We start from the raw sequence: 26,278 nt of genomic DNA, 5'->3' as shown, positions 1-26,278 counted from the left end.
ATTAAGCTGGATTATAGTTTAGAAGGGTGAATATATGTCTAAGAAAAGAAAAATTATAAAAAAAAGAAGAATAAAAAAATCTAGATTATTTATTTTAGCACTTTTAGTATTAATAGGTATATTTTCAATATCATTTTTAGTTAAAAATGTATTTGGTAATGCAAAAGACAATAAGGTTGATGATAAGAATAATGTAAAAGATAAAACTCAGCAAAATATTGAAATTGAGCATTTGAGTTTAGAAAATGAAAAATCAAATAAAAAAATTAAAATACTAATAGATCCAGGACATGGAGGCAGTGATACTGGCTCAAAAGGTTTTAGTGGAAGCTTAGAAAAAGATATCTCATTAGAAATAGCTAAAAAAGTAGCTGGAGTACTATCTCAACAAAAAGATTTAGAAGTTATTTTAACTAGAAGTGAAGATACAAATGTATCACTAGAAGAAAGAACTGACATGGCAAATTCACAGAATATAGACTTAGTAGTTTCTATACATCAAAATGCGCAAAATGGTGCAAGTTCAGCTAATGGAACTGAAACTTACTATCCTCAAAATGGAATTAATGATTCTGATAAATTAGCAAAATCAATACAAGATACAATATGTTTATATTTAAATACAAAAAATAGGGGTATATACCCTTCAAATGTTGGAATATTAAAAAGTACAGATATGCCAACAGCATTAGTCGAAGTTGGATTCTTAACTAATGAAAAAGATGAAAAAAATTTAAAAAGTCAAAGTTATCAAAATAAAATGGCAGAGGGTATAGCACAAGGAATTTTAAGTTATATAGACTCTAAACATAAATAGGAAAAAGGAAGTATATAAATCTTATATACTTTCTTTTTTTAGTTTTACATATAAATTATATTAATAGATTTAGTATAAAGTGAAGCTAGGAGGAAATTTATGTTTGAAGGAATTAATAGTTTTAATATAATGACTTTTGATGGAGGTGGAGTAAGAGGTGCATTAAGCATATCGTTATTAAATAGATTAAAAGACCATTACCCAACACTTATTGAAAAAACTAGTTTAATGGGAGGGACATCTACAGGAAGTTTTATTGCTATAGGTCTTGCACACGGATTATCTCCTATGGAAATAATGAATATATACACAGGAGAGGGGTTAGAGTATATATTTTCAAAATCTTATCCGGAAATTATAAGGAGTAAATATAATAATAAGAAGCTAAAAGAAGTATTGGAAAACATATTTCCTAAAGATTTAACTTTAAAAGATTTATCAAAATTTGTTGTTATACCCACATTTTATTTAGGCGATAAAAAAAATAACTGGGAACCTATATTTTATAGCAATATACCTGGATCAAGCACAGCAAATAGTAAAGTAATTGATGTTATGCTATCTAGTAGTGCAGCACCTATATATTTTCCTATTTATAAAAATCATATAGATGGAGGTATTATTGCAAATGATCCAAGTTTAGCATGTTTAGTACATGCATTAGATGATGGATTAGCAAGAGAGTTAAAAAATATAAAGTTATTATCTATAGGTACAGGATATACTTATAACTACTTAGATGTTGGTAATCCAAATTGGGGAGCTATTGACTGGATATTAAACAAAAATCCATCACACCCAATAGTGGCACTAGTATTAGAAGGCAATTCTAAATTTAGCCAATCATGTACTAGTAAGTTATTAGATGAGAATTACATAAGACTTAATCCTAAAATAGATATAAAAATAGGTTTAGATGATTACAAATCAATAGATAAATTATTAGACATAGGTGAAAGTTGTGATATAGAGAGTATTTTAAGTTGGATTGGTGAAAAGTGGAGATAATATAGATTATATTAAGTAATATTTGATATAATTAAACTTATGAAAAGGTATTCATTAGGGGGATTAGTATGGAGATTTCGAGTAATAATTATTATTTATCTAGTTTATATGAAAATAGTTTAACAGAAGAAAATAAAAAATCTTTAGGCATTTATTACACACCAAAATATATTATAGATTATATAGTTAAAAAAACTTTATATAATCATGATTTTATGAAAAATCCGTATCCTAAAATTTTAGATCTGTCATGTGGATGTGGTAATTTTTTACTAGAGGTATATGATATTTTATATGAAATCTTTGAAAGTTATAAATATGAATTGAAAATTGAAGATATTCATAATCATATAGTTAGCAATTGTATATACGGAATAGATATAGATTCAAATGCAATAAAAGTATTAAAATATTCATTAATTAATAAAAGTCCAGAAGAAAATATAGATAAATTTAATATATATTGCTTTGATAGTTTAAATAGTGAAGGAATAGATATAAATATAAAAAAATTATTTTGGGATAGTAAATTTGATTATATAATAGGAAATCCTCCTTATATAGGACATAAAAATCTTAATAAAAATTATAAAAAGTGGTTATTAAAAGAGTATTCACAAGTATATAGAGATAAATCTGATATTTATTTTTGTTTTTACAAAAGAATAATTGATTTATTAAAAGAAGATGGTATTGCAAGTATAATAACACCTAGATATTTTATAGAGAGTCAAAGTGGAAATCTATTAAGAAAATATATTTTAAAAAATGTAAGTATAGAAGAAATAATAGATTTTAATGGAGTAAATGTTTTTAAAAGTGCCAGCATAGCAAGTTGTATATTTACTATGAGAAAAGGAATAAATGAAAACAACACAGTAGATATTTATAGATTAAATAACTACAGTATAGATTTTGATTTTATAGAAGATATTAATATTGAACTTAAAAATGAAGATGAATTTGAAAAAATAAATTTAAATCAAAGAGATATGAAAGATGATTGGATTATAGATAAAAAAGAAAATGTTTATTTGTATAATAAAATAGAAAACTATTGTAATTATAAATTAAAAGATATATGTGTAAGTTTTCAAGGGATTATAACTGGATGTGATAAAGCTTTCGTTATAGATAATGAATATGAAGAAAATTTTTGTATAGAAAAAAATATTTTGAAAAATTGGATTAAGAGTAAAAATATACAAAAATATTTTATAGAAAAAAATTCCTTAAAACTTATTTATAGTGATGATATAGATGATTGTCAAAAATACTCAAACTCTATAAAGTATATAAAAAATTATAAACAAAAATTAGAAAATAGAAGAGAATGTAAAAAAAATATTAGAACATGGTATCAATTACAATGGGGAAGAGATAAGAAGATATTTGAAAGAAAAAAAATAATGTATCCTTATAAATCAAAAGAAAATAGATTTGCTATTGATGATAAAAGTAGATTTTGTAGTGCAGATGTATATTCTTTTTATATAAAAGATGAATATATAAAAGATTTTTCATATGAATATATAGCTGCTTTATTAAATTCAAGTGTATATGATACTTATTTTAAAACTTTTGGAAAAAAGATGGGTAAAAATTTGTATGACTATTACCCTAATAAGGTAATGCAAATAGGTATTTTTAAGGATCACAATTATAAATCAATAGAAAATTTATCAAAAAAAATTATAAATATATTAGAAAGTGATAATAAATCGAATAAAGAAGTAATTATTTTACAAGACGAAATAAATGAATTAATAAAAGATTCTTTAAATATAAATTCACTATTATAGAAAGATATTCATATATTCATATTAAAATAAGTTTAATAGGGGGATATTTTATGATAGATTTCAAAGTTATAAATAGTGACAATAGTGTTAATATTAGTGTAAATGGGTACTTAAGTAGTAAAGATATAAAAGAGTTTGCAAATGATTATAAACAAAAAATAAAAGGAATAAAAACATCTAAGTATAACTTAATTATAGAAACAGATATGTTTGAATGTGAGAAAATTTCTGAAATTAAAAATATTTGTATGATGTTTTATAAAACTGGTTATAAAAAGATATATTTAATAGATCCTAAAAATTATATAATGTCAAATATAAGACTAAGTTCTTTAGAAAAAAAGGTATTTTTAAACGCAGTAAAGATTGTTAATTCTAAATCGGATATAAAATAATTTTAAACAAAACTATAAATTGAAAATATAAATATTTTTAATATTTTATTTAAAATACTAAGGATTAATAGGATATGTAGAATAAGGTATAAAATTAAAATTTAATAAATATTATAAAAAAATATAATTTTTACTTGAAATACCATGAAACTTGTAATATATTTGTTTTGAGGAATATATATCTTTATAACTTAATTAAGGTGATATTTATGAAAGGATTAGTGCTTGAAGGTGGAGGCACAAAAGGTGCTTACCAGATAGGTGCATATAAAGCTTTAAGGGAGTTAGGCATAGAATTTAAGGGTGTAGCAGGAACGTCTATAGGAGCTTTAAATGGGGCTTATATAGTTCAAGATAATATAGAAGTTTTAGAGGATATATGGACTAATTATGACTATACTCATTTTATGAATGTTGATGAAGAAACATATCACAGCATAAAAAATATTGATTTTACGCCTAAAAATTTAAATATGGTAATCTCTTTGATAAATAAAGCTAGAAAAAATCAAGGTATAGATATAAGTCCATTTAGAAATCTATTAGAAAAAACTATAAATGAAGACTTAATAAGAAATTCAAATAAAGATTTTGGATTAGTTACAGTTATGTGGGATGGTAAAATAGTTCCAAATCCTATGTTTATAGAGAATATACCAAAAGGAAAATTATTAGATTATCTTATAGCAAGTGCTAGTTTACCTATATTTAAATTAGATAAGTTAGATGATAAGTTGTTCCTAGATGGCGTATTTCATAATAATATACCTGTAAGTTTATTAAGGGAAAAAGGATATGAAGATATAGTTGTAATAAGATTAATTGATGACTTATTTGGAAAAGTAAATTTAAATCATCATAAAGATATGAATATGAAAGTTATAGTTCCATCAGAGTATTTAGGTGGGTGTTTAAATGTAGATCCAGATAATGTGCATAAAAATATTAAATTGGGATACATGGATGCCATGAAAACCTTTAACAGATATGATGGAATAAGATATTATTTCAACTTGGATTATAAATATGATGATGAGTATTGTTTTGATAAGCTTAGTAATTTAAGTAAAGATTCTATAGAAAGCCTATGCAAATTACTAAATATAAAAAGAGATATAAATAAAAGAACTCTTTTAGAAGCTATAATACCAAAATTAGGAGAAAGTTTAAATTTATCAAAAGAGTTTTCATACAAAGATTTATTTTATTGTATTTATGAAAAGAAGCTTGAAGAAAATAATATAAATAGGTTAAATTTGTATGATTTTAATAAGGTAGTAGAAGTAGTAAACACTAATATAAATTCTAATATGAGTTGGGAGTCTAATTTTGAAGTTAGACCTATAATTTCTATTCATAGGAATAGGTTTACTAAACTTTTAACAAATATAATAATAAATGATATAAAAACACAAACTTAATAAGTGCTAATTATATTATTTATAACAAATGAAATTTATGGAGGTATTACAATGGAAAAAACAGTAACTATTAAAAATGCAAGTGGATTACATGCTAGACCAGCAGGAATGTTTGTTAAGAAAGCATCTGAATTTAAAGCTACAGTAGAAATAAAAGCAAAAGATAAAGTTGTTAATGCTAAATCTATAATGGGAATAATGAGTTTAGGATTAGCTCAAGGAGACGAAGTTGTTATATGTGCTAATGGAGAAGACCAAGAATCAGCAGTAAATGCATTAGTTGAATTAATAGAAAGTGGATTTGGAGAATAATAAAAATTAAGAAACCTCGGTGAAAGCCGAGGTTTATTGAATATATATATATTGTATACAGAAGACATTAGGAGGAAACATATATGTACAAAGGAACAGGGGCATCGCCTGGAATAGCTATAGGAAAAGCTTTAGTTATAGAACACAGCGAACTTAATATAGAAAAAAAGAGTATAGAAAATACCGATTTTGAAGTAGAAAAATTACAAAAAGCAGTAGAAAAATCAAAAGTTGAATTAGAGCAAGTAAAAGAAAGAGTTAAAAAAGAATTAGGGGAACACGAAGCTGAAATATTTGAGGCACATTTATTAGTATTAGCAGATCCAGAACTAATAGATCAGACTATATCTAAAATAAAAGATGAAAAAGTAAATGCTGATTTTGCTTTAAATGAAGTTAAAGATATGTTTGTTAGCATATTTGAATCTATGGATAATGAATATATGAGAGAAAGAGCAGCTGATATAAAAGATGTTACTAATAGAGTTTTAAGACATATATTAGGTATAAAAGTTGTAGATTTATCAGCTTTATCTGAAGAAGTTATATTAATTGCTCATGATTTAACTCCATCAGATACAGCTACAATGAATAAGAATATGGTTTTAGGTTTTTTAACTGATATAGGTGGAAGAACATCTCATACAGCTATAATGGCTAGAACTTTAGAGATAGCTGCAGTAGTAGGTCTTAATGATGCTACAGAGAAAATTAAAGATGGAGATTTTGTAGTATTTAATGGAGAAACTGGAGAAGTTATAGTTAATCCAGATAAAGAAACTATAAATAAATATAGTCAACTAAAAGCTAAGTTCGATGAAGAAAAAGAGGCTTTAAAACAATTAATAGGAAAAGCTTCTACAACGCTTGATGAAAGACATGTAGAACTTGCAGGGAATATAGGAAGTCCTAATGACCTTGAAGGATTATTAAAAAATGATGCAGAAGGTGTAGGACTTTATAGAACTGAGTTTTTATATATGGATAAAGAAGATGACTTCCCAACTGAAGAAGAACAGTATGAAGCTTATAAAGCCGTACTTGAAGGTATGAATGGAAAGCCTATAGTTATAAGAACATTAGATATAGGTGGAGATAAAGAATTAAAATACTTTAAAATGGATGAAGAAATGAATCCATTTTTAGGATATAGAGCAATAAGATTATGTCTAGATAGAACTGACATATTTAAAACTCAATTAAGAGCTTTATATAGAGCTAGTGTACATGGTAAATTAAGAATAATGTTTCCAATGATATCCTCTTTAGAAGAACTATTAAAAGCTAAAGAAATTATAAAAGAAGTATTAGCTGAAATGGATGCAGAAGGTATTGAGTATTCAAAAGATGTAGAAGTGGGTATGATGATAGAGATACCATCAGCAGCTGTTATATCAGATATATTAGCTAAGCATGTAGATTTCTTCTCTATAGGAACTAATGATTTAATACAATATACTTGTGCAGTTGACAGAATGAATCAAAAGATAAGTTACTTATACAATCAATTTAATCCGGCAGTACTTAGACTTATAAAGATGGTAATAGACAATGCACATAAAGAAGGAAAATGGGTAGGAATGTGCGGAGAAGCCGCAGGAGATCAAAGAATGATACCTATACTTTTAGGTATGGGTCTAGATGAATTTTCAATGTCCCCTATATCAATACTTCCAGCGAGAAAGTTCATAACTTCTGTTAAGTATGACGATATGAAAAAATTTGCTAATGAAGTACTAACTATGGGAACTGCAGAAGAAATAAAAGCATATGTAGATAAAACTTTTAATATGTAATAAAAAAGATCGCTAACTTTAGCGATCTTTTTTATTACATAGTTATTATATTTAATTTAATATATCAGAATTTTTAGATGTATAAATTCTAATATAAATTTTTATTTATTAAGATATTTATATATAAATCAGAAAAATTAAATTTTTTAGAAAATACAGTTAGTGATAATTAATACTTTATTAAATAAGGTTATTTATTAATATATATATATATTATTTAAAAAAATATATATTTCTAATATAAAAATTAATTTATTAAATTATTATTATCTTGAAATTTTTATTGACATAATTCATATATTCAACTAAAATTACGTTAAATAATTTAAAAAATAGTTAAAAGACCTTGAAAGGAAGAGTAGGTATAGGAAGTAGTTATGAGCGAGTTGGTTATGGTGAGAGTCCAACACGAAGCCTATATTGAAGAACATCCTGGAGTTGCTAACCGAAATTGTAAAAAGAGTAGGCTTAGACGGAACCAAACCGTTATCAAGTTGGAACGCACTAAGATTAGTCTTGCTGTGTTATTGAGAGAACTTGACATTTTGGTCTAGTTAATCAGGGTGGTACCGCGGAAATTATAAACTTTCGTCCCTATATTTTATATAGAGATGAAGGTTTTTTTTATTGGAAAAAAGTATAATTGTGGCCACATATACTAAAATTAAAAAATGTATGACGTCATACTCTTTAATAAATCATTAAAATATCAAAAGAAGAAGAGGAGAGTATAATTATGAGCTTAACAATACCAAAAGATTATAAATCGAGTTTAGGAGTTATAGAAACACAACAAGCTATAAAAGATTTAAAAGATTTCTTTGAAAATAGATTAGGAGAAATGTTAAACCTTACTAGAGTATCATCACCATTATTTGTTTTACCGGAAACTGGAACTAATGATAACTTAAATGGAACAGAAAAAGCAGTAAGCTTTGAAGTGACTGATATGAAAAAGAAAGCGGAGATAGTTCATTCACTAGCTAAGTGGAAAAGAATGGCGCTTAAAAAGTATGGTTTCTCAGTAGGTAGAGGTCTATATACTGATATGAATGCTATAAGAAAAGATGAAGAGTTAGATAATATTCATTCAATATATGTAGACCAATGGGATTGGGAACTTATAATAGATAAAAATGATAGAAATATAGAGACTTTAAAAGCTAAAGTTAAACAAATATATACCGTATTTAAAGAAACAGAAGAACATGTACACAAAATATATCCAGAAATAAAAAAAGTTTTACCTGAAGAGATAACTTTTATAACTTCACAAGAACTATTAGATATGTATCCAGAATTAACTCCAAAGGAAAGAGAAAATAAAATAGTAAAAGATAAAGGTGCAGTATTTTTAATGCAAATAGGAAAAGTTCTTTCTTGTGGAGAGAAGCATGATGGAAGAAGTCCAGATTACGATGATTGGGAATTAAATGGAGATATACTATTTTATAACCCAGTTTTAGATAATGCTATTGAATTATCTTCTATGGGAATTAGGGTAGATGAAGAAAGTTTAAGAAAACAATTAAAGTTATCTGGATGTGAGGATAGAAAAGAATTAGATTATCACAAAGCTTTATTAAATGGAGAATTACCATATACTATAGGCGGAGGAATTGGACAATCAAGAATATGTATGTACTTTTTAAATAAAGCTCATATAGGAGAGGTACAAGCAGGTATATGGCCAGAAGATATGATTAAAGAATGTGATAAATTTGGTATACATTTATTATAAATTTAATATATTCATCGAAATACTCATATAAGTTATAATAATCTTAAATTATAGCTTTAGAGGTGATATATATGAAAATTTTATTTAAATTAATAGATATATTTTTAGATATTCTTAAGAAAACTTTGGTTAGATTAAAAAATGGAAAATTTGGAATTTTATTTATTGTTAATTTATTTAAACTACCAGATTTTTATACAGATAAAAGTGTAAATATAATAAGTAAATTTAAAGTAACTTTTGCAATTTTAATAACCTTTGTATATTTATTATCAGGAATAGATTTTATACCAGAAGTGATAACAGGTATGTTTGGATTTATAGATGATTTATTTGTAATTTTTTGGAGCTTTGGAATAATTAATGAAGAAATTGAAAAGTATAAAAAAATTAAAAAAGATATAATAAATCCTAATATTATAGAAGGTGTAACTTTCTCAATAAAGGATGAAGAGTAAAAATTACTCTTCATCTTTTGTAAATATATCATTAAGAGATTTTATCAAAAATTCATTTTCTTTATGACTTAAAGTACAAACTCTAAAGAAATATTCATCTAGACCTTCAAATGATTTGCAATCTCGAATTATTATATGTTTTTCAATTAAAAGTTCTCTTAACTCTGAGGCTTTTATTTTTTTTGATTTTATTTCACTTAATATAAAATTACCATCACTATGATAAACCATAAAATCATCAAAAGAAGAGAGTTCATTTAAAAGATATTCTCTTTCTTTAGTTAAAGTTTGCGAAGAATTTTTTATAAAATCTTCATCTTTAAACATTACTTCACCCATTATAGATGCTAATGTGTTTATATTCCATAAATCTAACTTATTATTTATTGATTCTTTTATTAAATCATCAGATGTAAGTCCATATCCTAATCTTATTCCTGGAGTACCAAAAAATTTAGAAGTACCTCTAATAACAAAAAGTTTATTAAAATCATCAACTAATCTAGTTGAAGAATATTTACTTGTATTAGTAAATTCAATATACGTTTCATCAATCATAATAAAAGTATTAGTATTTTCAAGTATTTTTCTTATTTCTTCATTTGTAAATGCAAATCCAGTAGGATTATTAGGATTACAAATAATAACAATATCATGATTATCACTATTTATATAATTTATGAAATCATTTACATCTACCTTAAACAGATTTTCTTTTTTTGAAAAATATTTATTAATATGACAGTTTACTTTTATTAATTCTTTTTCATACTCTGAATAAGATGGAGATAGTAAAACTGCTTTTTTAGGATTAATTATATCTATAAATGAAGATATAAGTTCAGTTGCCCCACTTCCTAAAAGAATATTATCACTAGAACAATGACAATAATTAGAAATTGAAGTCTTTAAATTAAAATATGAAGGATCTGGATATATAGAGACCATATCTATATTATCTATAATAGCTTGTTTAGCTAATTTAGAAGATCCTAAAGGATTTATATTAGAGCTAAAGTCCATTAACTCGTTTTTATTTAAACCTAACTTATTAGATAAATCATATAAGTTAGCACCATGATTTATACTCATTGGAATTTACCTCCTAAAAAAATTTTTATAATAATAATTATATATAAAAATTTGTATATAATATATAACTAATATGTAAAAATTAAAAATATATATAAATTATATGTCAAATAAAATACAAACACGAATTATAAATCAAAAAAACAAAAAAATATTCAAAAAAATAAAAAAGATATGTTATAATGGAATATATTAATATACGGCAAATTGGAGGTACAACTATGTACAAAGTTACAGGTGTAATGATAAGTGAAGAAGAAATAGCAAAAAAGGTTAAAGAAATAGCTAGCAAGATAGAAAAAGATTTTGAAGGCCAAGAACTTTTAGTAGTAGGTATACTTAAAGGTGCAAGTGTATTTGTTGCAGATTTAATAAGAAATATAAATTTAGATGTTAATATAGATTTTATGAGTGTTTCAAGTTATGGTAACTCAACTGAGTCATCAGGAACAGTTAAGATATTAAAAGATTTGGATGTAGATATAGAAGGAAAAAATGTTTTAATAGTTGAAGATATAATAGATAGTGGATTAACATTAAGCAATTTAGTAGCAGCATTAAAAACTAGAAATCCAAAGTCTTTAAAATTATGTACATTACTAGATAAACCTGAAAGAAGAAAAGTTGATATAAAAGTTGATTATACAGGTTTTGTTATAGAAGACAAATTTATAGTTGGATATGGAATAGATTATGCAGAAAGATATAGGAATTTACCATATATAGGAGTAGTAGGAGAGTAATCTTCTACTATTATTTTTTTAAAATATATTTTAGATAATTAAGTTTGAATGTATAATAAAATTATAACTAAAACTTAATTAGTAATAGGGGGAACAAATATGTACTATATAGGTATAGATATAGGTGGTACAGGTATACAAGCAGGTATAGTAGATAAAGAAGGAAAAATACTTTATAGAAAAGAATGTGCAACAGATGTAGAAAATGGATTTGACAAGGTAATGGAAGATATAAACATCTTAGTTAGAAGTCTTTTAAAGGAAAATGATATACAGATGAAAGATGTAAAATCTATAGGTTGTGGAGTGCCTGGGTTTATAAATAAAAAAGGACAAGTTACATGCGTAAATTTAGGATGGAAATCACAAGATTTTATAAATACTTTGCAATCTAAGTTTGAAGAGGTTAAGGTATATGCTGAAAATGATGCCACTGTTGCAGCTTTAGCAGAGGCTAAAGTTGGAAGCATGAAAGGTTGCGATGTTGGAGTTATGTACACTTTAGGAACAGGTGTAGGTGGAGGAATAATAATAAATGGGAAAGTTTTTAGTGGAGCACATAATATGGGATCTGAGTTAGGACATGTAATTGTAGATTCAAACTATTATGATTGCAGTTGTGGAAACAATGGATGCTTAGAAACTTTCTGTTCTGCTACAGCTATAATAAAGTATGCTAGAAAACTAATCCAAGAAGGGAAAGATAGCAAAATTTTATCATTAGTTAATAATAGATTAGATGATATAACTGCTAAACATGTATTTGATGCATATAGAGAAAATGATGAGGTTGCAATTGAAACTATAAATAGATTTAAAGATTATTTAGCAAAATCTATAGCGGCAATTATAAATACAATAGATCCAGAAGTTATATCTATAGGTGGAGGAGTCTCTAGATCAGGAGATATAATATTAGATGGATTAAATGATACAATTAAAAAATATGTAGTTTTTAAGGATGAAGAATTTGCAGATATAGTTATAGCTACGTTAAGCGCTGATGCAGGAATTGTTGGTGCTGCATTTTTAAGTTAAAATAAGTTTAACATAAAAAAGAGAGGTTTTAATAAACCTCTCTTTTTTATGTTTCTAATTTGCAAAAAAGATGATAAAAACATCATAAGTTTAAATTTAAAAACATAAAATTAAGCATAAGCTATTAAAAATTATAAGTATATATAAAAAATATTAGTGGGGGGCGGTATTATGCCAAATATAGTATTAACAAGAATTGATAATAGACTAATACATGGTCAAGTAGCAACTATGTGGTCATCTAGTGTAGGAGCTAATTTATTATTAGTAGCAAATGATGAAGTAGCAACAAATGAATTTAGACAGGGCCTTATGGATATGGCTGCACCAAGCTTTGCACAAACTAGATATTTTACAATAGAGAAAACAATAAATATAATACACAAAGCTAGTGAATCTCAGCATATAGCTATAATTTGTGAAAATCCTCAAGATGTTTTAAAACTTGTGGAAGGTGGTGTTCCTATAAAGAAGGTTAATATAGGAAATATGCATATGGCACAAGGTAAAAGACAAGTTTCAAAAGCAGTTTGCGTAGATGATCATGATGTAGCTGCATTTAAAAAGCTTAAGGAGTTAGGTGTAGAGCTAGAAATCAGGAGAGTTCCAAGTGAATCTGCTGAAAGTATAGATGAATTATTTAAATAGAAAGGGGTAGCTTTATGGAAATAGGGTTTGTTCAAATTGCTCTAATTTTAATTGTTACATTTATAGCAGCCATTGACCAGTTTAACTTTTTAGAATCATTGTATAGACCTATAATAATGGGTCCTATAGTTGGGGCTATAATGGGAGATTTAAACACAGGACTTATAGTTGGTGGATCTTATGAACTTATGATGATAGGCGCAATGCCTGTAGGTGGAGCTCAGCCTCCAAATGCTGTTATAGGAGGTATAATGGCAACTATATTTGCTATAACATCAGGATTAGATACAAGTGCAGCATTACCACTTGCAATACCTTTTGCATTATTAGGTCAATATGCAGTAACTGCATTATTTACAGTAATGTCTCCTTTAATGAGATTATGTGATAAAGCAGCAGAAGAGTCTAACCCTAAAGGAATAGATAAAGTAAACTATATGGCTATGGGAATATTAGGAGTAGCTTTTGCATTAATAGTTTTAGCCGGTTTACTATCTGGGCAAGCGATAGGAGATACTTTAACTAAAGTATTACCTGAACAAGTTTGGACTGGATTAACTGCAGCAGGAAAGATGATGCCAGCTCTAGGATTTGCTATGTTACTTAAGGTTATGTTAAGTAAAGAGTATGCGATATTTATGATATTAGGTTTTGTATTAGTTGCATACTTAAATTTACCACTTTTAGCTTTAGCTATGATAGGGCTAGTTGTAGCTATATACGATTTTAATGTGAGCATAAAAACTAAAAATGTTGGAGGAGGTATGAGTGATGGCATCTAATATAGAACAAAAAGCAATGATTCATACTGAATATATAGATAAAACAGAAGGTGAAACTCTAGATAAGAAAACTTTAAACCAAATGGCATGGAGATCTATGTTTTTACAGGCTTCATTTAACTATGAAAGAATGCAAGCTGGAGGTTGGTTATATTCTATACTTCCAGGACTTAAAAAAATACACAAAAACAAACAAGACTTATCTACTTCTATGAAACATAACTTAGAGTTTTTTAACTGCCATCCATTTTTAATTACATTTGTTATGGGAATTGTTTTATCTTTAGAACAAAAGAAAGCAGATGTACAAACTATACGTTCATTAAGGGTTGCAGCGATGGGACCATTAGGAGGTATAGGAGATGCAATATTTTGGTTTACTTTACTTCCAATAGCTGCTGGAGTTGGAGCTAACTTAGCGCTTGAAGGAAGTATAGCAGGACCTATAATATTTTTATTAATGTTTAATATAGTTCACCTAGGATTAAGATTTTGGTTAATGCATTGGTCATATAAGACTGGTATTGAAGGTATAACGAAGATAACAAAAAATGCAAAGGAATTTACAAGAGCAGCTACTATATTAGGTATGATAGTTGTTGGTGCATTAATAGCTTCATATGTAAGTATAGATATTGTTACTGAAATACCTATAGGAGAAACATCTCTTAAAGTTCAAGAAATACTAGATGGTATAATGCCAAAATTATTACCTCTTGGATTAACATTTGGTATGTATGGGCTAGTTAAGAAAAATGTAAGTCCTATGATAAACATATTAATAATGGTGTTAATAGGTATAGCAGGAGCATATATAGGATTATTCTAGGGGGAATATACTAATGATTATAATAACAGGCCATGGAAACTTTGCTTCGGGGTTAAAAAGTAGTTTAGATTTAATAGTTGGGAACTATGATTTTATAAAAGTGGTTGATTTTACAGAAAATAAAAATCCTGAAGAGTTAAAAAATGATATAAAATCTATAATAGACAAATGTAGTGATAACGAATTATATATATTTACAGATTTAGCAGGAGGTACTCCTTTTAAAGTTAGTAGTGAGTTAGCATTTAACAATAACATAAAAGTATTTTGCGGTACGAATTTACCTATGCTTATTGAAGCAAGTATGATGGTATCTTTAGGGTGTGATATTGATGTTAACTTTATAAAAGAGACTGGTATAAATGCAATAAATCCACAAAAGAAAGTTGTAGAATTTAAAGATGAAGGAATATAATAAAGAGTAGCTTATGCTACTCTTTTTTTATATAATCATAAATAATAGAAATTTAATATTATATATTTAAAGAATTAAGTATTGAAAGTAGTTTTATTTGACGGGAGGTTTAAGTTAGTATATGAACATGCAAGTTGAAATACTAAAATTTATACAATCATTTAAAAATCCTATACTAAACATACTATTTTTGACTATAACTATTAGCACAGAAGTTCCAGTTGTACTAATAGTAGCATCTATTTTATATTGGTGTGTCAATAAAAAGTATGGGGAAAGATTATTATTTGCATTAATAGGAAATGTGGCTTTAAATACAGGCGTTAAAGAATTTTTTAAGGTTCAAAGACCTATTGGAGTAGATGGTATAGAGTCTATGAGGGTTTCAACAGCTACAGGATACTCGTTTCCTAGTGGACATACTCAAATAGGAACTACATTTTGGGTGAGTATGATGAGTATATTTAAAAATAAATATTTGTACATATTTGGGCCAATTATATTTTTAGGCATAGGTATATCTCGATTATATTTAGGAGTTCACTGGCCTACAGATGTTTTATTTGGATGGGTATTTGGTATAATATTAACTCTTATTTGTAATTATATAATGTCAAAAGTTGAAAAAAATAAAAAGTATAGATATTTTAATTTTATAATAATACCTATGATATTATGGATGTTTATTGTAAACAGTACTAAATATGTTAAAATGTTAGGGTTATTAAGTGGATATATAATCGGATATATAATAGAAAAAGAATATGTGAATTTTAATGTTAATGTAAGTTTGAAATTAAAAATATTTAGATATATATTCGGATTAATAAGTTTAGGTGCAATTTATTTAATATTAAAATTAGTTATGCCATTAAATTGTATAGGTGGATTTTTAAGATATTTTTTATTGATGATATATGCAATGGATATAGCACCACTAATATTTGAGAAGATTTGGAAGGAATGATAAATTTGAAAAAAGTAGTTGTAATAGGTGGAGGAGCGGCTGGTATGGTTGCAGCATCAACTGCATCTAGTATGGAACATGATGTTACATTATTAGAAAAAAATGAAAGACTAGGTAGAAAATTACTTATAACAGGAAAAGGAAGATGTAATATAACTAATAATTGTGATATAGAGGAACTTATAGAAAATACTCCTACTAATGGGAAATTTTTATATAGTGCATTTTATACTTTCACTAACGAACAGGTTATAGACATGTTTAATTCACTAGGAGTTAAAACAAAAACAGAAAGAGGAAAAAGAGTATTTCCAGAAAGCGATAAGGCTAAAGATGTTGTTGTAGCTCTTGAAAAGCAAATGAAGCAAAATAAAGTAAATGTGGTGTTAAATTCTAATGTAAAAAAAATAGAACAAAAAAACGGAAAAATAGAAAGTGTTGTTTTAAGTAATAATAAAGTAATAAAGTGTGATAGTGTTATAATAGCAACTGGTGGAGTTAGTTATCCAAGAACTGGATCAACAGGAGATGGATATAAGTTTGCTAAAAGCTTAGGACATACAATTATTAAGCCAAAGCCATCACTAATAGGGCTTGAAACTTTTGAAGATGTATATAGCTTAAACAAATTATCACTTAGAAACATAGCTATAAAAGTAATAGATAAAAAAGGAAAAAGTATATATGAAGACTTTGGAGAGATGGAATTTAGTGATATTGGAATAGAGGGTCCTGTAATAAGGTCAGCAAGTTGTAGAATGAAATCTTTTGAGAATGAAACTTATAAAGTGATAGTAGATTTAAAGCCAGCTTTAGATGAAGAAATGTTAGATAAAAGAATACAAAAAGATTTTAAAAAGTATACAAATAAAAAGTTTGAAAATAGTTTAGATGATTTATTACCTAAAAAATTAATACCTTATATAATAGATTTAAGTGGAATTGATAAAGATTTAGTAGTGCATCAAATTTCAAGAAAGCAAAGAAAAGATTTAGTAAATTTACTTAAAAATTTAGAATTTAATATAAGAAATTATAAACCGATAGATGAAGCAATAATAACATCTGGTGGAATAAAAACTAGTGAGATAAATTCATCCACAATGGAGTCGAAATTAATAGAAGGATTGTTTTTTGCAGGAGAAGTAATAGATGTAGATGCATATACTGGAGGATTTAACCTTCAAATAGCATTTTCAACTGGATACTTAGCAGGTATAAGTTGTTAATAAGCTTTATAAAGTTTGTAGTTTAAAGTTTTATATATTTTTATAAAATTTTTATAAATTTAAGTATATAAAAAGTACAAGTTGGCATAATAAGAACATGAACAACAGCAAAAGAAAAATGGAGTAAAAGTTGTTCAAGGTAAATTTACCAATTAATAAAATTAAGACTCCATAAACCACTACAAAAACTAATAAAGTGAGGTAATCAACATGACAAACAATAACAACCAAAATTCAATATCAGTACCAGAGGCTAAAGCAGCATTAAAACAAATGAAATTAGAAATAGCTAATGAGTTAGGAATGTCAAACTATGACACTGCTGATAAAGGAAATATGACAGCAAGACAAAATGGATATGTTGGTGGATACATGACTAAAAAATTAGTTGAAATGGCTGAAAAACAAATGAGTGGTCAACAACAATAGTTAATAGAAAAGGAAGGTTTTAAACCTTCCTTTTTTATTATTATTGAGTAAAAAAAATTAATATGGATAAAATATAAAAGATAATACATATATAGGAGGTAAATTAAAATGGCTGTAAACTTTGAAGAAATAAAAACTAAATTTATAAATGCAGATTTAGATGGGAAAATAAATATATACACTACAACTGAAGGTCTTACTGTTGAACAATTCAAAGAATTACTTAAATATTATCCTATACAACATTTATCAAAATTAGAAAAGGCATTAGGTTAATAAAAAGCACTAAGGTATATATTTAACCTTAGTGCTTTTCATTTTTTTTTATGTAATTAAAAATTCGCTCATTTCCTAAATCGATTTTTCCTGTAGATATATATTTAAATAAATTATTAATATCACTAGAACTTAAGTACTGAGAAGGTATAGTAAGCTCATATCCTGTTTCAATTAATAAATTTTTTAATTTAATTTGTTGAGTTATAGAAGATTTTATATCTGGTTTTATATTTTTATTTTTTTTGAAATTACTTATGTTTTCATTTTGATTTTTTATTAATGTTTCTATATATTTTATGTATGAATTTTTAAAATCCAGTTCGTTTATTATATTTTTATCGAGTATAGTAGTTATATCTTCATTTGACAATATATTTTCAGCAAATTTATCTGCAGTCAGTTTACCAGTTACAATTCCCTTTTGATATTTTCTTAATACCTTTTTTGTATATCCATAGATTTTACTTCTTGTTTCTAAATCTAATTGCTCTATAAGCATTTAATCACTCCTTAGGGTTTTGATAATAGTGTAAATACATAATATATAGCAATCTATAAAAGTTTGTCTAATTATGGTGCAAACACAATTGTATAAACTTTAATATAGTAGCCTAACTATGCTTATTTTATATTATTGACCAAAACAAAAAGAGTAATCACAAATATAACTATAGTAATAGAGAAATTTAATAATAGTTTTAACAACATATGAGCTTATTAATATTAGTAAATATGGATATAATTTGGATAATTAAAGTTAATAGGAAGGAATAGAATATGAAAGATAAATATTTAATAATTATTTCAATAATAATATCGATAACATATGTATATTTTATCGAAAGCTCTAAAAAAGATAAGTTAAAAAGAATAATTGAAAGCAATAGTAAAGGTTTAAATGATAAAAATGCAAGTGTATTAAAAATATTAGAATCATATGAATATGAATGTGGAAAAAAGTATAAAAGTATAAAACATGATAAAGGGCAACTTTTTGAATATAATATATTTGAAATTATATATAGATTAGGAGGAAAAGTATTAACAGATTTATATGTTAGAAAAGAAAATAATCAAGACACACAGATAGATATAGTTTTTATACATAATACTGGAATATATGTATTTGAAGTTAAAAATTTAAGCGCTAAGTTAATAAAAGGAGATGATGAAGACGAAAGATGGATTTTATACTATAGAGAAAATGTGAAAAATATATATAGTCCTTTAAAACAAAATATAAATCATGTTAAAGCGATAAAGAATTTCTTATCCGATAAATATGATTTTATTCAAAATTACTATTCCATAGTTGTAATGAATACTCAAAAAAACAAAATAAAGGTCAATTACGAAATAGAAGCTGATGGATTTAGGCAAATGGTATTAAGTAAAGCACAATTAAAAGAGCAAATGGAAAATTTTATAAAAGAGATAGAATGTGAATTAGTTTTAAAAGATAAGTTATTATCAGATGAAGAAATATTAGAAGTTTATAACTATCTTCATGATGAATGCTCTAATGTAGATGAAGATAGAAAAAATAGACATCTTAAAGCTGTGAAAAGCATTTAGGAAAAATTGTATACAAGTAGAGGAGGAAATTAGATGATAAGTGGAATTATTAAACTATTTTATAATGATAAAGTAAAATCAGAAATGAAGAAAATGAAAGATGAAAGTTATATTTTTAGTGATGAATGTAAAAAATTTAAAAAAATAAATAAAAGCATAGATGATATGATTTTATATGTGTTTAAAGTTGCGATTATTAGTTTTATCATAACTGCATTACTTAAATATATGAGTATAGTAGGTTATAGTTTATTATTTCTTATGATTACTCATGTTATTTATAAAAAAATATATGAATATAAAATAGAAAGATATTGTATAGATAATGATATTAGAATGCGATACAATATAAATTCTTTAGGAAATAAAATAAATTATACTAACATCAAAGTAAATATAATTTCAGCATTAACTATATTTATTATAGGATTGGTATCTGAATTTAATTATATTATAATAATTTGTTTAACTATAGTTTTTATAGATAGCCTTAAAAAGCTATTAAATAAAATTAATTCTAATTAATACTTGAGCTTGATTTGTATGAGTTTTTATGTTTACTATAAAAGATATATATAGTAATATTAATAAATAGACTTAATATAAAGAGGGGAGATGAAATACTTATATGAGATACTATAATGAAAATGAAAGACTTAAGTGCGTTGTAGAGATATCTACTTTAGTAACTGAGTCTAACAACTTCTTTGAGATAAAAGATAAAATTATAGAAAAAATGTTAGATGTAGTTCATCCAGCAAAAGCATGTGTAAACTTATTTTATAAAAATAATTATGAGCATGCTTATTTAGTATGTTCACAAACTTTAGATCATATATCAAAAGTTTTTCCTATTGATAAGCCTATAGGGGTAAAAATAAACTTCAATGAATATCCTAAATACATACACGAAGCAGTAAAAGAACAAAAAGTTGTGTATATAGAAAATGTATTCAGTGATGAAAGAGCTCTTGATGAAAGAGATTTAGCAATAAAAGAAGGTTATATAGGAAGAATAGTTTTTCCTCTTATAGTAAATGAAAAAGTAACAGGATTTATGACTTGCTTTTTAACAGAACAAGACAAGATAAGTGATGATGATATGAACTTTATTTCATCAGTAGCATCGCTTATAAGTTTATCTATAGAAGTAACTAGTAAAAATAATGATATCCAAATACTAATAAATTAAGAGGTGCTATATCATCTATAAATGAAGCTACTAAAAAGCTTTATTTAAATAAAGATATAAAAAGCTTCTTAAATCATTTAAGCAGACAAGCTTGTAATATAACTAATAGTAGAGAATCAATTATCATTATAGATAACAATAAAAAGAAAAATCAGATATTTAGTTTTTACAGTTTAGATGAAGATGAGGCTATAGATGTATATTCAATTTTAAATAAAGTAATAGATGATAAAACTATAGGTGCATATTCCAATGAAGTAAAAAGTGATGAGTATTCAGGAATGGTAAATTCATATATATATCATAAATTGATGAATAAAAATAAGGTTATTGGATATATAGCTTGCATTAATAGTAAAAACTATACAAAAGATGATTTAAATATATTAAGTATACTTGCAAAGCAAGTATCAGTAGCAATGCAGTTATATGAATATAGTAAAAGTGAAGTAAAGCATCATGTTTTAGAAAATGAACTTAAAGTTTTAAATCAACAACAAAAACTTATAATGAATAAAGGAAATAAAGAATTAGGAAATAATAGAGAATTATTTTATTTTCACAAACCTGCTAAAGTTGTAGGTGGAGATTTCTATCATACTATAAAAAAAGATGACAATACAATTGTAGCGATTTTAGCAGATGTAATGGGGCATGGTATAGTATCAAACTATATGGTAGCTATGATAAAAGGTGCATTTAAAGTTTTAGCAAAACAATATGATAAACCAAGTGAAATAATGGAAAATATAAATCAATTTTTATTCGATGAATTTGATAAAATGGGAGTCTTTGCAACTTGTATAATTGGGATTATAAAAAATGATGAACACAAAATGATTTTATCTAATGCAGGGCATTATTACCCAATTGGAGTCGATAAAGATAATAATGCGAGTTTTATAAAATGTAATAAAGGAATACCTATTGGTATATTAGATGAAGTATCATATTTAGATAAAGAAATAGATATATCTAAATATAAATCAATTTCCTTATATACTGATGGTGTATTAGAAATAAAAGATAGTGATAAGGAAGAATTTGGAGTAGAAAGACTTAAAGAATTTTTAGAAGAAAATAGTAACTTAGATAAAACAAATATGATTACCAATTTAAAATCTAAGTTATGGCAGTTCTCTAAGAAAAGTAATTTTGAAGATGATATATTAATTATTACTCTTAGAGAAAAATAAGGAGATTCATATGAATAAGGTTAATCCTGAAATTTTAATAATAAATGGAAGTCCACGGAAAAATAAAAACTGTGTTAGTATAATAAATAATATAATAAAAGAATTAAATGAAAATGATATAACTTACAAGGTTTTTGACATATATAATATGAATATAGAGTACTGTACTGCTTGTGGGTTTTGTGAGAAAACAGGATACTGTAAATTTAAAGATGATATGAGTCCGATGTATGACATGTTTGATAAAGCTAGTGGGACTATAGTTGTAAGTCCGGTTCATTTTGATTGCATATCAGCAAAAGTTAAAACTGTTGTTGATAGAACTCAAGCGATATATGCAAGTAAATATATACTTAAAAAGCCTTCTATAGATAGAAATAAAAAGCGAGTAGGTATGTATATTGCAGTAGGGGGAAGTGAGCCGTATAAGTCGCAATTTAAAGGTGGACAAATAGTAATGGACTTTTTCTTTAAAAGCATAAATACTAAACTATTATATAATTGTTATATAGATAGTAGTGATAAGTTATGCTTTAATAAAAATGATTATGCCAAAAACAAGGTAGATAAATATATAAATCTTTACGTAGAAAGTATAAAAGAGCTTGGGTAAAAACAAGCTCTTTTTGTAACATAAAATATACTGGAAAGGAGTATAAATTATGCTTAGATATATAACTAGCGGAGAATCTCATGGTAAGTGTTTAACTTCTATAGTAGAAGGAATTCCAGCTAATGTATTAGTAGATATAGATGAAATAAATCTAGAAATGAAAAAGCGTCAATCAGGATATGGACGTGGTGGACGTATGAAAATAGAAAGTGATAAAGTAGAAATACTAAGTGGAATGAGAGGCAAAGTTACTATAGGAAGTCCAATAGCTATACAAATAATGAATAGGGATTATGAAAATTGGACTAAGTATATGAATCCGGTTGATGATATAGATAGAGAAACTAAAAAAGTTAATAATGTAAGACCAGGACATGCTGATTTAGTTGGTGCATTAAAGTATGATTTTGATGATGCACGAAATGTCTTGGAAAGATCTAGTGCCAGAGAAACAGCAAGTAGGGTTGCAGTTGGAGCTTTATGTAAACAAGTACTCAAACAATTTAATATAGAATTTGCATCACATATAGTAAAAATAGGTGATGCTGAAATAGACAAAATATATGATTTTAATTATATAAAAGATAATGTTGATTCTAGTGAAGTAAGATGTGTAGACAAGAATATAGAAAAGCTTATGATTAAAGAAATAGATTTTGCAAAAGAAAATAAAGACACTTTAGGTGGAATTATAGAAATTAGAGTTAAAAATGTTCCTCCTGGACTTGGATCATACATTCATTATGACAAAAAGATTGATGCACATATAGCTATGAATATTATGAGTATACAAGCTATAAAGGGTGTAGAAATAGGTATTGGGTTTGAAGTTGCAAGTAAAAAAGGCTCTGATGTTATGGATGAAATATTTTACAATAAAGAAAAAGGAATTTATAGAGAAACTAATAGATTAGGTGGTATAGAAGGTGGAATGACCACTGGAGATGAGATATTAATAAGATGTGCCATGAAACCTATACCAACATTATATAAACCACTAAATTCAATAAATATAAATACACTTGAAAATTATAAAGCAACAGTTGAAAGGTCAGATACTTGTGCGGTGCCAGCGTGTAGTATTGTATGTGAAAATGTAGTAGCATTTGTAATATTACAATTTTTCCTAGAAAAATTCGGTAAAGATAATATAGAAGATATAAAGAAAAGTTATACTTCATATATGAATAGGTTAGGTGATATAGGATGGAAAAATCTATAATAATTGACTACAATTACAATAACTTTAAATTAGAAAATAAATACGATAAAGTATTAATAATAACTGATAAAAATGTACATAAATATCAATTTTCTAATTTTATAAAAAATATAAATCATAGTTTTATAGAAGTATTTATAGTGGAAAGTGGAGAAGAATCCAAGTTATTATCTATATATGAAAAAATAATAAAGTTTTGTATAAAAACAAATATAACAAGAAAATCACTGGTAGTTGCTTTAGGTGGTGGAGTTGTAGGAGATTTGGCTGGATTTGTTGCATCTACATACATGAGAGGAATAGATTTAGTTCAAGTACCAACAACGCTACTAGCTCAAGTTGACTCGTCAGTAGGTGGTAAAACTGGTATAAACATAGGAAATATAAAAAATATAATAGGAACCTTTTATCAACCTAAATTTACATATATAAATGTAAATTCTCTAAAATCCCTAAATGATAAAGAATATTTAGGTGGATTAGGTGAAGCTTTAAAATATGCATTTATATATGATTATGACTTTCTTAAATATATAAAAAATAATTCGGAAAGTATTTTAAATAAAGATGAGGTCGTTTTATTTAATATTATAAAAAAATGTACGGACATAAAATGGGAAGTAGTAAATAAAGATGAAAAAGAAAGTGGACTTAGAAAAATTTTAAATTTAGGACATACGTTTGGACATGGAATAGAAAAGTTATGTAATTTAAGTCATGGATTTGCTGTTAATATAGGGACTAATATGGCTTTTATGATAGCTTTAGATAAAGGATTTATAGAAGAAGATTATTATGAAGAGTTTATTAGTGTTTCTAAATTATTAAATTTACCTACTAAATTTGAAAATGCTGATATTTATGAAATATTAGAAATAATGAAAAGTGATAAAAAAAATAGCTTTGGAAACATCAATTTAGTCATCCCTGTAGGAAGAGGAAAAGTTAAGGTATTTGATGATATAAAAGATGATGAAATATTAGATGTAATAAAGAGGTGCATTAATGCTTAAAGGAAGTTTTGAATTAATAGGAGATAAATCTATATCGCATAGGGCTATAATGTTTTCTTCAATAGCAAAGGGAACTACAAGAATAAGTAATTTCCTTATGGGACAAGATTGTTTAAGTACAGTTGATTGTTTTAGAAAAATGGGAGTAGATATATCTGTAAATAGTAAAGAAGTTTTAGTAAAAGGAGTTGGGCTTAGAGGTCTTAAAAAACCTATAGACATTTTAGATGTAGGTAATTCAGGAACGACGATAAGACTTATGATGGGTATACTTGCAGGAAATGATTTTAATTCTACTATAATAGGTGATGAATCAATAGGAAAAAGACCTATGAAGAGGGTTACAGATCCATTAAGGTTAATGGGATGTAGTATAGATGGCAAAGATGATGCAAATTATATACCGATAAAAATACACGGTGGTAATTTAAATGGAATTAATTATAATATGCCAGTTGCATCTGCTCAAGTAAAATCATCTATAATATTAGCTTCTTTATATGCAAATGAGGCTAGTACTATAATTGAAAAGTCAAAAAGTAGAAATCATACTGAGATAATGCTAAATTCTTTTGGAGCAAACATAAAAACTGATGGACTAAAAATAGATGTAAGTCCTATTGATGAACTTTATTCAGTAGGAAATATAAATGTGGCAGGAGATATTTCTTCAGCTGCATTTATTATAGTAGCTGCAAGTATAGTTAAAGGTTCAGAAGTTATAATTAAAAATGTAGGATTAAATGAAACAAGAACTGGCATACTAGATGTATTAAAATCAATGAATGGTAACTTTGAAATTGTAGATAAAAGATTAGTTGGAGGCGAAATAGTAGGGGACTTAATAATTAGGTATAGTGACAATTTAACAGCAACTACTATAGATTCAGATTTAATACCAAGGTTAATAGATGAAATACCTGTAATAGCAGTTTTAGCAACTCAAGCAGAAGGAACAACTATAATAAAAGATGCAAAAGAATTAAAAGTTAAAGAAAGTAATAGAATAAAAGCAATTGTAGATAACCTAAAAAATATGGGAGCGGATATCGAAGAATTGGAAGATGGCATGGTAATAAATGGAAAATGTGAATTAAAAGGTGCAAAAATAAAAGCATTTAATGATCATAGAATAGCTATGGCATTTTCTGTTGCATCATTGATATCTAAAGGAAAAACATATATAGATAATACAACTTGTATCGATATATCTTTTCCTGGTTACTTTAATTTGTTAAATACTTTATTAAAGTAAATTAGAATAAA

29 protein-coding genes and 1 other annotated feature are annotated in these 26,278 nt (G+C 26.0%); of the genes, 27 read left to right on the top strand and 2 right to left on the bottom strand.

The features are described from left to right. Nucleotides 1–34: 34 nt before the first annotated feature. The 9 genes from H8891_RS09625 (at nucleotide 35) to H8891_RS09585 (ending at nucleotide 9,750) form a co-directional block, all read left to right on the top strand. Nucleotides 35–817 carry an N-acetylmuramoyl-L-alanine amidase family protein gene (locus H8891_RS09625; protein ID WP_187006272.1) on the top strand — a complete coding sequence of 261 codons (783 nt, stop codon included), beginning with the start codon at nucleotides 35–37 and terminating at the stop codon, nucleotides 815–817. A gap of 99 nt (nucleotides 818–916) precedes the next feature. Beyond that, the gene (locus H8891_RS09620) at nucleotides 917–1,825 is read left to right on the top strand and encodes a patatin-like phospholipase family protein (RefSeq protein WP_187006271.1); all 909 of its coding nucleotides are present in this window, start codon (nucleotides 917–919) and stop codon (nucleotides 1,823–1,825) included. A gap of 68 nt (nucleotides 1,826–1,893) precedes the next feature. Then, complete coding sequence (locus H8891_RS09615) at nucleotides 1,894–3,627, top strand: Eco57I restriction-modification methylase domain-containing protein (protein ID WP_187006270.1); 1,734 nt, start codon at nucleotides 1,894–1,896, stop codon at nucleotides 3,625–3,627. Nucleotides 3,628–3,677: 50 nt separating this feature from the next. Then, complete coding sequence (locus tag H8891_RS09610; protein ID WP_187006269.1) at nucleotides 3,678–4,022, top strand: hypothetical protein; 345 nt, start codon at nucleotides 3,678–3,680, stop codon at nucleotides 4,020–4,022. A 209-nt stretch (nucleotides 4,023–4,231) separates the two neighbouring features. Beyond that, nucleotides 4,232–5,443: a patatin-like phospholipase family protein gene (locus tag H8891_RS09605; RefSeq protein WP_187006268.1), complete on the top strand. Its 1,212-nt coding sequence runs from the start codon at nucleotides 4,232–4,234 to the stop codon at nucleotides 5,441–5,443. Between the two features lie 51 nt (nucleotides 5,444–5,494). Continuing rightward, the gene (locus H8891_RS09600) at nucleotides 5,495–5,755 is read left to right on the top strand and encodes an HPr family phosphocarrier protein (RefSeq protein WP_147543102.1); all 261 of its coding nucleotides are present in this window, start codon (nucleotides 5,495–5,497) and stop codon (nucleotides 5,753–5,755) included. Between the two features lie 83 nt (nucleotides 5,756–5,838). Beyond that, nucleotides 5,839–7,551, top strand: coding sequence for a phosphoenolpyruvate--protein phosphotransferase (gene ptsP, locus H8891_RS09595; protein WP_187006267.1), 1,713 nt, complete (start codon nucleotides 5,839–5,841; stop codon nucleotides 7,549–7,551). Between the two features lie 337 nt (nucleotides 7,552–7,888). Beyond that, nucleotides 7,889–8,150, top strand: a binding site (T-box leader). Between the two features lie 137 nt (nucleotides 8,151–8,287). Beyond that, nucleotides 8,288–9,292, top strand: coding sequence for an aspartate--ammonia ligase (gene asnA / locus H8891_RS09590; protein ID WP_187006266.1), 1,005 nt, complete (start codon nucleotides 8,288–8,290; stop codon nucleotides 9,290–9,292). 71 nt (nucleotides 9,293–9,363) lie between these two features. Beyond that, nucleotides 9,364–9,750 carry a DUF1232 domain-containing protein gene (locus H8891_RS09585; protein ID WP_187006265.1) on the top strand — a complete coding sequence of 129 codons (387 nt, stop codon included), beginning with the start codon at nucleotides 9,364–9,366 and terminating at the stop codon, nucleotides 9,748–9,750. A 3-nt stretch (nucleotides 9,751–9,753) separates the two neighbouring features. Here the strand turns inward: H8891_RS09585 and H8891_RS09580 are convergent, their stop codons facing one another. After that, the gene (locus tag H8891_RS09580; protein ID WP_187006264.1) at nucleotides 9,754–10,842 is read right to left on the bottom strand and encodes a pyridoxal phosphate-dependent aminotransferase; all 1,089 of its coding nucleotides are present in this window, start codon (nucleotides 10,840–10,842) and stop codon (nucleotides 9,754–9,756) included. A gap of 221 nt (nucleotides 10,843–11,063) precedes the next feature. Between H8891_RS09580 and hpt the strand changes: the two genes are divergently transcribed. The 10 genes from hpt (at nucleotide 11,064) to H8891_RS09530 (ending at nucleotide 18,198) form a co-directional block, all read left to right on the top strand. Beyond that, on the top strand, nucleotides 11,064–11,585 hold the full coding sequence (hpt, locus tag H8891_RS09575) for a hypoxanthine phosphoribosyltransferase (RefSeq protein ID WP_187006263.1): 522 nt from the start codon (nucleotides 11,064–11,066) through the stop codon (nucleotides 11,583–11,585). A gap of 99 nt (nucleotides 11,586–11,684) precedes the next feature. Continuing rightward, nucleotides 11,685–12,623 carry an ROK family protein gene (locus H8891_RS09570; RefSeq protein WP_187006262.1) on the top strand — a complete coding sequence of 313 codons (939 nt, stop codon included), beginning with the start codon at nucleotides 11,685–11,687 and terminating at the stop codon, nucleotides 12,621–12,623. 171 nt (nucleotides 12,624–12,794) lie between these two features. Further along, nucleotides 12,795–13,271: a PTS galactosamine transporter subunit IIB gene (agaB, locus tag H8891_RS09565; protein WP_187006261.1), complete on the top strand. Its 477-nt coding sequence runs from the start codon at nucleotides 12,795–12,797 to the stop codon at nucleotides 13,269–13,271. 14 nt (nucleotides 13,272–13,285) lie between these two features. Then, nucleotides 13,286–14,053: a PTS mannose/fructose/sorbose/N-acetylgalactosamine transporter subunit IIC gene (locus tag H8891_RS09560; protein WP_187006260.1), complete on the top strand. Its 768-nt coding sequence runs from the start codon at nucleotides 13,286–13,288 to the stop codon at nucleotides 14,051–14,053. Then, the gene (locus H8891_RS09555) at nucleotides 14,043–14,882 is read left to right on the top strand and encodes a PTS system mannose/fructose/sorbose family transporter subunit IID (protein WP_207723176.1); all 840 of its coding nucleotides are present in this window, start codon (nucleotides 14,043–14,045) and stop codon (nucleotides 14,880–14,882) included. The genes H8891_RS09560 and H8891_RS09555 overlap by 11 nt, the downstream gene beginning before the upstream one ends. 13 nt (nucleotides 14,883–14,895) lie before the next feature. Beyond that, the gene (locus H8891_RS09550; protein ID WP_187006259.1) at nucleotides 14,896–15,297 is read left to right on the top strand and encodes a PTS sugar transporter subunit IIA; all 402 of its coding nucleotides are present in this window, start codon (nucleotides 14,896–14,898) and stop codon (nucleotides 15,295–15,297) included. Between the two features lie 121 nt (nucleotides 15,298–15,418). Next, nucleotides 15,419–16,264 carry a phosphatase PAP2 family protein gene (locus H8891_RS09545; RefSeq protein ID WP_187006258.1) on the top strand — a complete coding sequence of 282 codons (846 nt, stop codon included), beginning with the start codon at nucleotides 15,419–15,421 and terminating at the stop codon, nucleotides 16,262–16,264. A gap of 5 nt (nucleotides 16,265–16,269) precedes the next feature. After that, nucleotides 16,270–17,493 carry a BaiN/RdsA family NAD(P)/FAD-dependent oxidoreductase gene (locus tag H8891_RS09540; protein WP_243207827.1) on the top strand — a complete coding sequence of 408 codons (1,224 nt, stop codon included), beginning with the start codon at nucleotides 16,270–16,272 and terminating at the stop codon, nucleotides 17,491–17,493. A 210-nt stretch (nucleotides 17,494–17,703) separates the two neighbouring features. Then, nucleotides 17,704–17,922, top strand: coding sequence for an alpha/beta-type small acid-soluble spore protein (locus H8891_RS09535; RefSeq protein ID WP_021123091.1), 219 nt, complete (start codon nucleotides 17,704–17,706; stop codon nucleotides 17,920–17,922). 108 nt (nucleotides 17,923–18,030) lie between these two features. Beyond that, nucleotides 18,031–18,198, top strand: coding sequence for a hypothetical protein (locus H8891_RS09530; protein WP_147543113.1), 168 nt, complete (start codon nucleotides 18,031–18,033; stop codon nucleotides 18,196–18,198). Between the two features lie 28 nt (nucleotides 18,199–18,226). Here the strand turns inward: H8891_RS09530 and H8891_RS09525 are convergent, their stop codons facing one another. Continuing rightward, on the bottom strand, nucleotides 18,227–18,700 hold the full coding sequence (locus tag H8891_RS09525; protein WP_187006256.1) for a hypothetical protein: 474 nt from the start codon (nucleotides 18,698–18,700) through the stop codon (nucleotides 18,227–18,229). A gap of 278 nt (nucleotides 18,701–18,978) precedes the next feature. On the opposite strand from H8891_RS09525, the gene H8891_RS09520 reads away from it, so the two are divergent. The 8 genes from H8891_RS09520 to aroA all read left to right on the top strand — a co-directional run bounded on the left by H8891_RS09520 (nucleotide 18,979) and on the right by aroA (nucleotide 26,267). Beyond that, nucleotides 18,979–19,776, top strand: coding sequence for a nuclease-related domain-containing protein (locus tag H8891_RS09520; protein WP_187006255.1), 798 nt, complete (start codon nucleotides 18,979–18,981; stop codon nucleotides 19,774–19,776). Nucleotides 19,777–19,809: 33 nt separating this feature from the next. After that, entirely contained in the window at nucleotides 19,810–20,301 is a 492-nt protein-coding gene (locus tag H8891_RS09515) for a hypothetical protein (RefSeq protein WP_187006254.1), read from the top strand. Nucleotides 20,302–20,404: 103 nt separating this feature from the next. Continuing rightward, nucleotides 20,405–20,968 carry a GAF domain-containing protein gene (locus H8891_RS15305; protein WP_243207820.1) on the top strand — a complete coding sequence of 188 codons (564 nt, stop codon included), beginning with the start codon at nucleotides 20,405–20,407 and terminating at the stop codon, nucleotides 20,966–20,968. Nucleotides 20,969–21,279: 311 nt separating this feature from the next. Further along, nucleotides 21,280–22,164 carry a SpoIIE family protein phosphatase gene (locus H8891_RS15300; RefSeq protein WP_243207819.1) on the top strand — a complete coding sequence of 295 codons (885 nt, stop codon included), beginning with the start codon at nucleotides 21,280–21,282 and terminating at the stop codon, nucleotides 22,162–22,164. Nucleotides 22,165–22,174: 10 nt separating this feature from the next. Further along, nucleotides 22,175–22,777, top strand: a complete 603-nt coding sequence (locus H8891_RS09505) for a flavodoxin family protein (protein WP_187006253.1) — start codon at nucleotides 22,175–22,177, stop codon at nucleotides 22,775–22,777. A 49-nt stretch (nucleotides 22,778–22,826) separates the two neighbouring features. Further along, nucleotides 22,827–23,999, top strand: coding sequence for a chorismate synthase (aroC, locus tag H8891_RS09500; RefSeq protein ID WP_187006252.1), 1,173 nt, complete (start codon nucleotides 22,827–22,829; stop codon nucleotides 23,997–23,999). After that, nucleotides 23,984–25,012: a 3-dehydroquinate synthase gene (gene aroB / locus H8891_RS09495; RefSeq protein ID WP_187006251.1), complete on the top strand. Its 1,029-nt coding sequence runs from the start codon at nucleotides 23,984–23,986 to the stop codon at nucleotides 25,010–25,012. Before aroC ends, aroB begins: the two co-directional genes overlap by 16 nt. After that, entirely contained in the window at nucleotides 25,005–26,267 is a 1,263-nt protein-coding gene (gene aroA, locus H8891_RS09490) for a 3-phosphoshikimate 1-carboxyvinyltransferase (RefSeq protein ID WP_187006250.1), read from the top strand. Before aroB ends, aroA begins: the two co-directional genes overlap by 8 nt. The last annotated feature ends 11 nt before the right edge of the window (nucleotides 26,268–26,278 follow it).

This window comes from Paeniclostridium hominis (assembly GCF_014306135.1).
Classification (GTDB): domain Bacteria; phylum Bacillota; class Clostridia; order Peptostreptococcales; family Peptostreptococcaceae; genus Paraclostridium; species Paraclostridium hominis.
This window is presented reverse-complemented; position numbering and strand designations above follow the sequence as displayed.

Bases quoted from the DNA above. Each gene is read 5' to 3' on its own strand.
- H8891_RS09625 (WP_187006272.1), top strand. From the start codon at position 35: ATGTCTAAGAAAAGAAAAATTATAAAAAAAAGAAGAATAAAAAAATCT.
- H8891_RS09620 (WP_187006271.1), top strand. From the start codon at position 917: ATGTTTGAAGGAATTAATAGTTTTAATATAATGACTTTTGATGGAGGT.
- H8891_RS09615 (WP_187006270.1), top strand. From the start codon at position 1,894: ATGGAGATTTCGAGTAATAATTATTATTTATCTAGTTTATATGAAAAT.
- H8891_RS09610 (WP_187006269.1), top strand. From the start codon at position 3,678: ATGATAGATTTCAAAGTTATAAATAGTGACAATAGTGTTAATATTAGT.
- H8891_RS09605 (WP_187006268.1), top strand. From the start codon at position 4,232: ATGAAAGGATTAGTGCTTGAAGGTGGAGGCACAAAAGGTGCTTACCAG.
- H8891_RS09600 (WP_147543102.1), top strand. From the start codon at position 5,495: ATGGAAAAAACAGTAACTATTAAAAATGCAAGTGGATTACATGCTAGA.
- ptsP (WP_187006267.1), top strand. From the start codon at position 5,839: ATGTACAAAGGAACAGGGGCATCGCCTGGAATAGCTATAGGAAAAGCT.
- asnA (WP_187006266.1), top strand. From the start codon at position 8,288: ATGAGCTTAACAATACCAAAAGATTATAAATCGAGTTTAGGAGTTATA.
- H8891_RS09585 (WP_187006265.1), top strand. From the start codon at position 9,364: ATGAAAATTTTATTTAAATTAATAGATATATTTTTAGATATTCTTAAG.
- H8891_RS09580 (WP_187006264.1), bottom strand. From the start codon at position 10,842: ATGAGTATAAATCATGGTGCTAACTTATATGATTTATCTAATAAGTTA.
- hpt (WP_187006263.1), top strand. From the start codon at position 11,064: ATGTACAAAGTTACAGGTGTAATGATAAGTGAAGAAGAAATAGCAAAA.
- H8891_RS09570 (WP_187006262.1), top strand. From the start codon at position 11,685: ATGTACTATATAGGTATAGATATAGGTGGTACAGGTATACAAGCAGGT.
- agaB (WP_187006261.1), top strand. From the start codon at position 12,795: ATGCCAAATATAGTATTAACAAGAATTGATAATAGACTAATACATGGT.
- H8891_RS09560 (WP_187006260.1), top strand. From the start codon at position 13,286: ATGGAAATAGGGTTTGTTCAAATTGCTCTAATTTTAATTGTTACATTT.
- H8891_RS09555 (WP_207723176.1), top strand. From the start codon at position 14,043: ATGGCATCTAATATAGAACAAAAAGCAATGATTCATACTGAATATATA.
- H8891_RS09550 (WP_187006259.1), top strand. From the start codon at position 14,896: ATGATTATAATAACAGGCCATGGAAACTTTGCTTCGGGGTTAAAAAGT.
- H8891_RS09545 (WP_187006258.1), top strand. From the start codon at position 15,419: ATGAACATGCAAGTTGAAATACTAAAATTTATACAATCATTTAAAAAT.
- H8891_RS09535 (WP_021123091.1), top strand. From the start codon at position 17,704: ATGACAAACAATAACAACCAAAATTCAATATCAGTACCAGAGGCTAAA.
- H8891_RS09530 (WP_147543113.1), top strand. From the start codon at position 18,031: ATGGCTGTAAACTTTGAAGAAATAAAAACTAAATTTATAAATGCAGAT.
- H8891_RS09525 (WP_187006256.1), bottom strand. From the start codon at position 18,700: ATGCTTATAGAGCAATTAGATTTAGAAACAAGAAGTAAAATCTATGGA.
- H8891_RS09520 (WP_187006255.1), top strand. From the start codon at position 18,979: ATGAAAGATAAATATTTAATAATTATTTCAATAATAATATCGATAACA.
- H8891_RS09515 (WP_187006254.1), top strand. From the start codon at position 19,810: ATGATAAGTGGAATTATTAAACTATTTTATAATGATAAAGTAAAATCA.
- H8891_RS15305 (WP_243207820.1), top strand. From the start codon at position 20,405: ATGAGATACTATAATGAAAATGAAAGACTTAAGTGCGTTGTAGAGATA.
- H8891_RS15300 (WP_243207819.1), top strand. From the start codon at position 21,280: ATGAATAAAAATAAGGTTATTGGATATATAGCTTGCATTAATAGTAAA.
- H8891_RS09505 (WP_187006253.1), top strand. From the start codon at position 22,175: ATGAATAAGGTTAATCCTGAAATTTTAATAATAAATGGAAGTCCACGG.
- aroC (WP_187006252.1), top strand. From the start codon at position 22,827: ATGCTTAGATATATAACTAGCGGAGAATCTCATGGTAAGTGTTTAACT.
- aroB (WP_187006251.1), top strand. From the start codon at position 23,984: ATGGAAAAATCTATAATAATTGACTACAATTACAATAACTTTAAATTA.
- aroA (WP_187006250.1), top strand. From the start codon at position 25,005: ATGCTTAAAGGAAGTTTTGAATTAATAGGAGATAAATCTATATCGCAT.